The 10,131-nt window shown below is 75.5% G+C and carries 8 protein-coding genes; 1 reads left to right on the top strand and 7 read right to left on the bottom strand.

From position 1 onward, the window contains the following. Positions 1-96 precede the first annotated feature (96 nt). The 5 genes from KME75_RS21040 to KME75_RS21020 form a co-directional block, all read right to left on the bottom strand. Positions 97-696: a pentapeptide repeat-containing protein gene (locus KME75_RS21040; protein ID WP_308282945.1), complete on the bottom strand. Its 600-nt coding sequence runs from the start codon at positions 694-696 to the stop codon at positions 97-99. A gap of 23 nt (positions 697-719) precedes the next feature. Further along, a complete protein-coding gene (locus tag KME75_RS21035) occupies positions 720-4,064 on the bottom strand; it encodes an error-prone DNA polymerase (protein ID WP_219416582.1) in 3,345 nt (1,114 codons plus the stop codon). Between the two features lie 51 nt (positions 4,065-4,115). Beyond that, positions 4,116-4,865 carry an aminoglycoside phosphotransferase family protein gene (locus tag KME75_RS21030; RefSeq protein ID WP_219416581.1) on the bottom strand — a complete coding sequence of 250 codons (750 nt, stop codon included), beginning with the start codon at positions 4,863-4,865 and terminating at the stop codon, positions 4,116-4,118. A 205-nt stretch (positions 4,866-5,070) separates the two neighbouring features. Further along, positions 5,071-5,403, bottom strand: coding sequence for a thioredoxin family protein (locus tag KME75_RS21025; RefSeq protein WP_219416580.1), 333 nt, complete (start codon positions 5,401-5,403; stop codon positions 5,071-5,073). A gap of 88 nt (positions 5,404-5,491) precedes the next feature. Beyond that, positions 5,492-5,893: a MerR family transcriptional regulator gene (locus KME75_RS21020; protein ID WP_219416579.1), complete on the bottom strand. Its 402-nt coding sequence runs from the start codon at positions 5,891-5,893 to the stop codon at positions 5,492-5,494. Positions 5,894-6,149: 256 nt separating this feature from the next. Here KME75_RS21020 and aspS point away from each other — a divergent pair, with 256 nt between their 5' ends. Beyond that, positions 6,150-7,433: an aspartate--tRNA(Asn) ligase gene (gene aspS, locus KME75_RS21015; protein WP_219416578.1), complete on the top strand. Its 1,284-nt coding sequence runs from the start codon at positions 6,150-6,152 to the stop codon at positions 7,431-7,433. 3 nt (positions 7,434-7,436) lie between these two features. On the opposite strand, the gene KME75_RS21010 is transcribed toward aspS, so the two are convergent. Both KME75_RS21010 and imuA' read right to left on the bottom strand, forming a co-directional pair. Beyond that, positions 7,437-9,200, bottom strand: a complete 1,764-nt coding sequence (locus tag KME75_RS21010) for a DNA polymerase Y family protein (RefSeq protein WP_219416585.1) — start codon at positions 9,198-9,200, stop codon at positions 7,437-7,439. 62 nt (positions 9,201-9,262) lie between these two features. Next, the gene (gene imuA', locus KME75_RS21005) at positions 9,263-10,036 is read right to left on the bottom strand and encodes a DnaE2-dependent mutagenesis accessory factor ImuA' (protein ID WP_219416577.1); all 774 of its coding nucleotides are present in this window, start codon (positions 10,034-10,036) and stop codon (positions 9,263-9,265) included. Between the last annotated feature and the right edge of the window lie 95 nt (positions 10,037-10,131).

Here is a 10,131-nt window from a genome sequence, read left to right as displayed (position 1 = left end):
GACTCGCGGGATTTCCGCGAGTCGCCCGTTTTCCGCCCGCGAGTCGCCCGGTTCGTACACGCGAGTCGCCCGTTCTCGTCGCGCGAGTCGCCCGGATCAGGAGACGCGCAGGCCGTGGGCGGCGGCGAAGGCGATGGCCTGCTCGACGTCGACGGTGGCGCCGGTCAGCCGGGCCTGGACGTACCCGTCCGGGCCCAGGCGCGCGCCGCGCAGGTCGGCGCCCTCCAGCCGCGTGCGCAGCAGCCGCGCACCACTCAGGTCGGCGCCGTGCAGGTCGCACCCGCGCAGGTCGGTCTCCACGAGGTTGGCCTCGCGCATCCGCAGCCCGGACAGGTCCGTGTCCCGCAGATCCGCCCCGCCCAGCGCGGCCAGCGTGAGATCGCAGTCGGTGACGGTGATCGGGCGCAGCCGGCAGTCGATCAGGCTGGTGCCGAGCAGGGAGCACCCGCGGAACGTCGAGCCGCCCAGCGTGGCCCGCACAATCGTGCACGTGCGGAACGCGCTGCCGCGGTGCGTCGAGTCACCGAGGTCGGCGCCGGTGAAGTCGCACTCGTCGAACGAGCACGACTCGGTGACGAGGCCGCGCAGGTCCGCCTCGACGAACCGGCAGCGCACGAAACGCCGCTGCCGCCACGGCGTTCCGTCGAGCCGTACCTCGGACAGATCGAGATCGCTGAACTCCCCCTCGTCGTGCACCGCAGCAGGGTAGTGCGGAGCGCTCAGCGGAAGTCGCGGGACTTCACCTCCACCGTCAGGGGCAGTCGCTGCAGGCGGTCGGCCACCAGGTTGAGCACCCCCTCCGGGCTGCGCTCCAGCCGGCCCCGCACCAGCAGCGCGGCGCTGCTGATCGCCACCGTCCGGTAGCGCGCCCACAGCCCCTCCGAGCAGGTGACGTTCAGCATCCCGCTCTCGTCCTCGAGGTTGAGGAACGTGACGCCGCGCGCGGTGGCCGGGCGCTGCCGGTGGGTGACGAGCCCGCCGACCAGCACCCGCGGCGGGACCTGTTCCGGGTCGCCGGGGGCGAGGTGGCGCCCGACGGCGTCGAGCCGGTCGATCCGGACGGCGCCGAGTGCGTCGAGCTTCTCGCGCAGGTGCTGCATGGGGTGGCCGTCCGGGGAGACGCCCGTGGCCCAGACGTCTGCGGCGGTGAGCTCGACGTCGGTGAGCCCGGGCAGCGCGGGCGCGTCCAGCCCGACGGCCGTGCCCGGCAGCTGCTCGGGGCGCACCGCGGCCACCACGCCCGCAGCCCACAGCGCCGAGCGGCGGTCGATCCCGAAGCAGCCGAACGCGCCCGCCGTCGCCAGCGCCTCGGCCTGCGGGACGGTGAGCCGCACGCGGCGGGCGAGGTCGGCGAGGTCGCGGTAGGGCCCACCGCGCTCGCGTTCGGCGTCGATCCGCTCGGCGAGCTCCTGGCCGATCCCCCGCACCTCCGCGAGCCCCAGCCGGATGGCCTGGCCGCCGGTGCTGCGCCCGTCCGGCTGCAGCACCGCCTCGGCCCGGCCCCGGTTGACGTCCGGGCCGCGGGCGATCACCCCGTGCCGGCGCGCGTCGGCCACCAGCGACTGCGGCGAGTAGAAGCCCATCGGCTGGGCGTTGAGCAGCGCGGCGCAGAACGCGGCCGGGTAGTGGTGTTTGAACCAGGCGCTGTAGTAGACCAGAGAAGCGAAGCTGATCGAGTGGCTCTCCGGGAACCCGAAGTTCGCGAACGCCAGCATCTTCGTGAAGATCCCGTCGGCGACGTCGCCGGTGATCCCGTTCGCGGCCATACCGGCGAAGAACCGCTCCCGAAGCCGCTCCATCTTCTCCTCCGACCGCTTGGAGCCCATGGCGCGGCGCAGCTCGTCAGCGTCGGCGGCGGAGAAGCCCGCGACGTCCACGGCGATCTGCATGAGCTGCTCCTGGAACAGCGGCACGCCGAGCGTCTTGTCCAGCGCGCCCTTGAGCAGCTCGTGGTCGTGCTCCCACTTCTCGAGGCCGTTGCGCCTGCGGATGTAGGGGTGCACCGAACCGCCCTGGATCGGGCCGGGCCGGATCAGCGCCACCTCGACCACGAGGTCGTAGAACTCCCGCGGTCTCAGCCGGGGCAACGTGGCCATCTGCGCCCGCGACTCCACCTGGAACACCCCGACCGAGTCGGCGCGCGCCAGCATCGCGTAGACGGCGGGATCGGTGGGCTGCAGCTCGTGCAGCCGGACCTTCCGGTCGTGGTGCTCCTCGACCAGGTCGATCATCAGGTGCAGCGCGGTGAGCATGCCGAGCCCGAGCAGGTCGAACTTGACGAGCCCGGCGTACGCGCAGTCGTCCTTGTCCCACTGGACGACCGTGCGCCCCTCCATCCGCGCCCACTCGACGGGCACCACCTCCGACACCGGGCGGTCGCAGATGACCATGCCGCCGGAGTGGATGCCGAGGTGGCGCGGGAAGCCGAGCAGCTCGTTGGCCAGATCGACGACCTGGTCGGGCATCCCGGCGGGCGCGGTGGCGACGTGGCCCACCGGCCCGGCCCAGCGCTCGATCTGCTTGCTCCAGGCGTCCTGCTGCCCCGGGGAGAACCCCAGCGCCTTCGCCATGTCCCGCACCGCCGACCGCGGCCGGTAGGTGATCACGTTGGCGACCTGGGCCGCGCACCCGCGCCCGTACGTGGCGTAGACGTACTGGATCACCTCCTCGCGGCGGCCGGACTCGATGTCGAGGTCGATGTCCGGGTAGCCCTCCCGGGCCGGGGAGAGGAACCGCTCGAACAGCAGTCCCATCGCCACCGCGTCGACGTTGGTGATCCCCAGCGCGTAGCAGACGGCCGAGTTGGCGGCCGAGCCCCGGCCCTGGCAGAGGATGTCGGAGCGGCGGCAGAACGCGACGATGTCGTGGACGATCAGGAAGTAGCCGGGGAAGTTCTTCTGCTTGACGATCTCGAACTCGCGCTGCACGGTCTCGACGGCCTCGGGGTACTCGGCGTGGCTGCCGTAGCGGGTGGCCACCCCGCGCCGGATCAGCTCCCACAGCCAGCTCGCCTCGTCGTGCTTCGGTGGGACGTCGAACGGCGGCAGGTCCGGCGCCACGAGGTCGATCGGGAACGCGCACGCCGCGCCGATCTCCGCCGCCCGCGCGACCGCGCCCGGGTAGCGGGCGTCGAACCGGGCGGCCATCTCCGCGCCGGAGCGCAGGTGGGCGGTGCCCGCGGGTGGGAGCCAGCCGTCGGCGTCGTCGAGGCTGCGCCGGGCCCGCACCGCGGCCAGCGCCGTGGCCAGCGGGAACCGCGCCGGCGTGGCGTAGTGCGCCGCGGTGGTGGCGACCGTGGGCAGCCCGGCGTCGCGGGCGAGCTCGGCGAGCACGTCGTTGCGCTCGGTGTCGGTGGGCAGCCCGCCGTGGGTGAGCTCGACGGCGACGTGGTCGGCCCCGAACCGCTCGACGAGCCGGCGCAGCTCCTTGCCGGCCGCGTCGCGCCCGCCCGCCCGCAGCGCCTGCTGCACCGCGCCCTTGCGGCACCCGGTGAGCACCACGACCTGCCCCGCGGTGTCGGCCACGACCTCGTCGAGGTCGTAGACCGGGCGGCCCTTCTCCGCCCCGCGCAGCTGGGCGGTGCTGATCGTGCGGCACAGCGCGCGGTAGCCGTCGGGATCGCCGGCGAGCAGCAGCAGGTGGCTGCCCTCCGGGTCGGCCACGCCGTTCTGCGGGGCGGTGAGGCCGAGGGACAGCTCGGACCCGAAGACGGTGCGCACGCCCAGCTCGGCGGCGGCCTCGGCGAACCGGACCACCCCGTACATGCCGTCGTGGTCGGTGAGCGCGATCGCGTCCAGGCCCAGCCGCGCGGCCTCCTCCACCAGCTCCTCGGGGTGGCTCGCCCCGTCGAGGAAGCTGAAGTTGGAGTGGCAGTGCAGCTCGGCGTACGGGACGCGGGGCCCGGCGGGCGGCAGCTGCGGCGGCGTGTACGGCTCGCGCTTGCGCGACCAGGCCGGGCCGTCGCCGCCGTCCGGCGGGCCCGCGAGGTTGAGCACGTCGCGGGTGCGGCCCGACAGCGCCGCTTCCAGCTCGCTCCACGGGACGTCCGGGTTGTTCCAGCCCACCCCGGAAGTCGAACATAGGTTCGATGATCGGTTCAAGCACCCCGTCGGGCGTCACACGAACGCGGAGGCGATGGCGTCGGCCGCAGCGAGCATCTCGGACCCGACGGCCTGCAGACCGATGGCGGCCGCGATCAGCCCGGTGGAGACCCGCTCGACCACTCCCCACTCCCAGATCGCCACCGGGTCGCACCCGGTCCGGGTGGCGAGCAGGCGGGCGCGCTCGCGGGGGTCGTCGGCCATCAGCTCGACCGGGTCCTCGCGCATGAGCACGCCCAGGTCGTACTCCGGCTCGGCCAGCAGCCCGTCCGGATCGACGAGCGCGAACCCACCACCGGGGACCCGCAGCGTGTTCCACTGATGTACGTCACCGTGCACGAGCACCGCGCGGTCCGGGGAGTGCGCTGCGATCCGTCGGTCGGCGCACCGCAGCGCGTGGTCGACCGCCGCGCGCGAGCACGGCCGGTCGAGATCCGTCCACGCGGTCACGACGTGGTCGGCGAGCCAGCGACCCTTCTCCGCGCCGGTGCGCAGGCCCGCGTCCGGTGCAGGACGCCACAGCCGGGCCGCGAGCGTGCACATGATCTCCAACCGCCGGTCGATCGGCACGTCGAGCTCGTACAGCGACGGGCCGAGCCGGTCCAGCAGCAGCGCGCTGCGGCCGGGGTCGGACTCGACGAGGCGCACGCATCCCGAACCGCCCGCGAGCCGCAGCACGGTGATCTCGTCCGCGGCCTGCCCGGGGCGCGGGACGAGCAGCTTCAGCACGGCGGGCGCGCCGTCGGCCCGCATCGCCTCGGCCACGTACGCCTCGGTCGCGCCCTCGTATGGCCGGCCGACGTGATCCCCCAGTCGCGCTCCAGACCGACGACCAGCTCGGGCAGCCCGGCCAGCCAACCGGCTGCGCCCGCCTGCACGGCTTTCGCCCGAACCACCTCGGGAACGTCCACGTCGGGCACGGGGCGGCAGGCTAGCCACTCCGCCCCGGCGGGCGCGACGGAGTTCCGCATCAGGCTGCGGACACCGGAAGATGGCCGCTGATCGCGCGCAGCAGGGCGGCCTTCGGTCGCGCGCCGGTGATCTGCGTGGCGACCCGCCCGCCGACGTAGAGGGTGAGCGTCGGCATCCCCAGCACGCCGGCGGCCCTGGCCGTCTCCGGGTTCGCGTCGACGTCGAGCTGGGCCACGACCAGCCGCCCCTCCTGTTCGGCGGCGAGCTCCCGCAGCACCGGGACGATCATCTTGCAGGGCGGGCACCAGTCCGCGGTGAAGTCGAGCAGCACGGGCAGCTCGGCGCGCAGCACCAGCTCGTCGAACGTGGCGTCGGTGACGGTGACGATCATGTAAACTCCTCGTGGTCGGCACGCCCCGTCCGCGAGTCGGCACGAATCGGTGCGCGAGTCGGCACGAACTGGTGGGCGAGTCGGGCGATCAGTGCGCGCGAGTCGGCGAATCGGTGAGCGCGGACGCGACCGCGCAGCGCGGCTCCGGCGGGGCCTCGAGCTGCGCCGCGAGCTCGTCGCGCACGGCGTGCAGCCGCGCGAGCCAGGCATCCACCTCGGCGAGCTTCTGCCGTTGCACCGCTCGGGAGTCGGGGCAGCTCGTCCCCGTCGGATGGCCCGCACGGAGGCACTCGACGAAGGGACGGGTCTCCTCGAGCGCGAACCCGAGCCCGACCAGCGACCGGATCTCGGCGACCACCCGCAGGTCGGCCTCGTCGTAGTCGCGGTAGCCGTTGGCCCTCCGCCGCGCGCGCAGCAGCCCCAGCTCCTCGTAGTGCCGCAACGTCCGGGCGCTCACCCCGGCGCGCCGCCCCAGCTCGCCGATCCGCACGTCAGCGACGCTAGACCTTCACGTCGACGGCAACGCCAGCATCACAGGCGAAAACCCGGCGATCCGGAGGCGCGCCCCCGCTACCCTCGGTCGCGGCGGCGCCGACGGGAGTGACGACCCCCGAGCCGCCCGGCCGGTCCCCGTCACCCGACCGCGCAACGAGGCCGGCCGCCGCCGCGGCCTGCGAAGGTGTGGTGGCACCGCGAGCACCCGATCGCCCACACCTCCCGGGATGTCGAACCGAGGAGGTGCCGAAATGCCACGCACGCTCACCGCGGGCCTGCCCGAGAAGATCGGGCGGCGCGCCACCGTACGCGGATGGGTCCATCGCCGCAGGCGGCTGTCGCACGTCTCGTTCCTCGTCGTCCGCGACCGCGCCGGCCTCGCCCAGGTCATCGTGAGCGACGAGCCCGGGCGGCGGCAGGTCGACGGGCTCGGCGAGAAGACCGCCGTCGCCGTCGAGGGCACGGTGGTCGCCAACCCGAAGGCGCCCGGCGGCGCCGAGCTGACCGACCCGCGCATCACCGTGCTCGGCTCGGCGAGCCCACCGCCCGTCGAGCTCTGGCGGCCCGCCCTCGCAGCCGGCCTGCCGGCGTTGTTGGACCACGCGCCGATCACCTGGCGCCATCCCGCGCAGGCCGCGGTCTGGCGGCTGGCGGCCGCGTCCCTGCGCGGGTTCCGCCACACCCTGGACGAGCGCGGCTTCACCGAGATCCAGACCCCGAAGCTGGTGGGCGGGTCCACGGAGTCCGGGGCGACGGTGTTCACCGTCGACTACTTCGGGCGACCCGCGTACCTCGCGCAGTCCCCGCAGTTCTACAAGCAGATCATGGTGGGGGTCTTCGAGCGCGTCTACGAGGTGGGCCCGGTCTTCCGCGCCGAGCCGCACGACACGGCGCGGCACCTGGCCGAGTACGTGTCGCTGGACGTCGAGCTCGGCTTCATCGACGACCACCGCGACGTCCTCGCCGTGCTGCGCGAGGTGCTGGCCGGGATGCTCGAGGCGATCCGCACCGACGTCCCCGACGCGGTGGCGCCGGCCGGGGCGCGCCTGCCCGAGGTGCCCGAGCGAATCCCGGTGATCCACTTCCGGGACGCGCTCGCGCTCGTGGGCGCCCACCCCGACGAGCCGGACCTGGCCCCGGAGCACGAACGGCGCATCGGCCGCTGGGCCCTGGAGGAGCACGGGTCGGACTTCGTGGCGGTCGAGGGCCACCCGGCCCGGAAGCGGCCGTTCTACACCAGTCCCCAGCCCGACGACCCGCGCTGGACGAACTCCTTCGACCTGCTCTTCCGCGGGCTGGAGCTCGTGACGGGCGGCCAGCGGCTGCACGAGTACGCCGACTACGCGCAGGCGCTCGCCGACCGCGGCGAGGCCACCGGCCCGTACGAGCCGTACCTGCAGGCGTTCCGGCACGGCATGCCGCCGCACGGCGGGTTCGCGCTCGGGCTGGAGCGGTGGACCGCGCGGCTGGTCGGGGCGGACAACATCCGGCGGACGACGCTGTTCCCCCGCGACCTGCACCGCCTCACGCCGTAGCGTCTAGTCGTAGATCCCCGTGACCCACCACCTCCCGTCCCGGGCGAGCAGCAACAGCGCCGCACCCCCATCGACGACGACCTGCAGCCTGCTGCCCTCCACGCCGTCGGGCACCCACCACCGCTGACGCAACGGCCACGGCCCGGCCCACCCGTGCACCGTGCGGGGTGATCCGTCGTCGACCGCGAGCCGGTGCGGGGACGCGGACAGCAGGTCGGGCGCGGTGAGGGCCACCGCGGTGCCCTCGGCGTCGAGCAGTTCGGCGGGCAGGGGCTGCGGGGGCACGGTGGCGGGTGACGGCGCGGGCACCCGGCCCGGCCAGGACGGCGGCGGCTCCCGGACCGCGGATGTTCGCGTGGAGCGGCGCGGAGCGGGGGTCCGGCGGCGCCGGTTCGTCGAGCGCGGCCGGGCGGCGTCGTCCCCGGCCGCCACGGGGTCGCGGCCGGCGCGGCGCACCACGTCCTCCGGCCACCCCGCCGGTGCCGCCGTGGCCGGCTTCTCGGCCTCCTGGCGCGGTCTCCCCACCGGCGGGGCGACAGCAGGCCGCTCGGTCGGGGCCGGGTCCTCCAGCGGCAGCGCGGGGAGCCCGAGGTCGCGGTCGTCGCCCCACGGCACCAGCCGCACCTGCTCGGCGGGCTCCCGGCCGCCGACGAGTACCCCCGTGACCACGGACTCGGGGCCGAGCAGCGCCTGCACCCGCACCAGCGCGCGGCCCGCGCGCTCGTCGGACTCCCCGACGTCCCCCCACAGCCCGAGCTGCAGGGCACCCGCGGGGACCGTCTCCTCCGGCACCAGCCACAGCCGCGTCACCGCCCCCACCCCGCCCGGCTCGTCCGGGGCCTCCGCGCGCCGTTCCGCGGAGCGGGTGATCCAGGCGTCGAGCTGCCAGCGGACGCGGTCGACGGTGCCGGCGGGGGTGAGCGGCTCGGCGCACCGCCAGACCCGGTGCAGCTCCTCCCCCGTGTCGGTGCGCGCGGCGATCCCGAGCTGCGTGCACGACAACCCGTGCCCGGCCAGCGTGCGGTGCAGCTGCTCGGCCAGCCCGCGCGCAGCGAAGGCCGCGGCGTCGACGCGGTCGACGGGCGGGTCCAGCTCGAGCTCCACGGTCAGCTCCTCGGGAGGGAGCCTGCGGACCGGCGGGCGGGGGTCGAGGCCGCGGGCGAGGCGGTGGCAGAGCACGGCGTCGGCCCCGAACCGGGAGGCGACGTCCTCGGCGTCGAGCGCGGCGAACGCCCCGAGGCTGCGCAGTCCCAGCCGGTGCAGGAGCCCGACCAGCTCGGAGCGGTCCACGTCGGGTTCGCGGTCGAGCTCCTCCACACCGAGCGGGGCGAGGAACGCGGGGGTGTCGCCCTGCGCGACGGCCAGCCCGCGCCGGGCCGCGAGCACGGCGGCGAACAGCCCGTCGGCCAACCCGACCTGGCACTCCGCCCCGGTGCGCGCGGCGACCTGGTCGACCAGCCGCTCCGCCGCCGCCTGCTCCCCGCCGAACCAGCCGACCGGACCCTGCGCGGCCAGCGCCACCAGCCCCGGCCGCACCACCTCCACGCCGGGGGCCAGCTCCTCGACCGCGACCACGACCGGCTCGAACGCGCGGGCGTCGCGGTCGGGGTCGCGCTCGAGCACCACGAGGTCGGGGCACCGGGCCTGCGCCTCCCGGCGGCGCAGCCCCCGGCGCACGCCGTGGGCGCGGGCGACAGCGGAGCACGCCAGCACCCGGTTGGCCACGACCACCGCCGCCGGCCGGTGCGCCGGGACGTGCGCGGCCATCGCCGCCGCCGTGACCGGCCAGTTGGGCGACCACAGCGCGAGCACACGGGTGGGGCCCGCCGTCACCCCGCCGCCTCCATCGGGACCGCGGCCAGTCGTTCGACGGTGCCGGGCACGCTGCCGAGGGCGCCGCGCGGGCCCGGCAGCAGCAGGCGGCCCTCCTGACCGCTGCGGGCGACCCCCCGCCCCCGCACGTGCACCGCGACCTGCCGGGCGCACAACCTGCCTGCGCCGGCCCCCACCCCATGCCATCGGGTGTCGCTGCAGCTCAGCTCGATGTCCGCCCCCGGCCACGCGCCGAGCGCCAGCAGCACCGCGCCGCGCTGGCGCGCCCTTGCCGCGAGCCGCTGCCGGTCGGCGGCGCGCACCCCCGCCCGGGCGGCGCCGGACACCGCGACCACGTCCATCCCGTCGAGCAGCGCGGCGGTGACGGCGACCAGGTCGGCCCCGGGATCGGGCACCAGCGCCAGCCGTTCGAGGCGGACGCCCGCCTCCGCGGTCGCCACCAGCCCGAGTCCCGGTCTGCCGACCACCCCGGCCCACGCCCCGTCCGCCGAGGCCGCGGAGAGCAGCGCGAGCAGCAGCGAGGTGGCGCCCGGCGCCTCCGGGAGTGCGACGGTGGACCCGCGGCGGAGCCCGCCCGCCGGGAGCAGCCGGGCCAGGGGCTCGGCCACCGGCAGCACGCGTCCGTCGGCCTCGGGGACGGCCGCGGGCCGTACACTCCCCGACCGGTCCTCGATGCGGCGCAACAGCCCGCGCGCCAGCTCCAGCCGGCTCGCCGGATCGGCCCTCCCGGCTCCCGCAGCGGCACCGCCGGCCACGGCGGCCTCAGGCATGGCACACCTCCCCTGGCGATCCACGCCGTGGGGAAGCCGGCGAGTTCGAACTGATGTTCGACAATAGCCTCGCCGCGCGGCGCTCTCAAGCCCCT

The sequence above is a fragment of the Pseudonocardia nigra genome (assembly GCF_019396355.1).
Taxonomy (GTDB): Bacteria; Actinomycetota; Actinomycetes; order Mycobacteriales; family Pseudonocardiaceae; genus Pseudonocardia; species Pseudonocardia nigra.
This window is presented reverse-complemented; position numbering and strand designations above follow the sequence as displayed.

Bases quoted from the DNA above. Each gene is read 5' to 3' on its own strand.
- imuA' (WP_219416577.1), bottom strand. From the start codon at position 10,036: ATGCCTGAGGCCGCCGTGGCCGGCGGTGCCGCTGCGGGAGCCGGGAGG.
- aspS (WP_219416578.1), top strand. From the start codon at position 6,150: ATGCCACGCACGCTCACCGCGGGCCTGCCCGAGAAGATCGGGCGGCGC.
- KME75_RS21025 (WP_219416580.1), bottom strand. From the start codon at position 5,403: ATGATCGTCACCGTCACCGACGCCACGTTCGACGAGCTGGTGCTGCGC.
- KME75_RS21010 (WP_219416585.1), bottom strand. From the start codon at position 9,200: ATGGCCGCGCACGTCCCGGCGCACCGGCCGGCGGCGGTGGTCGTGGCC.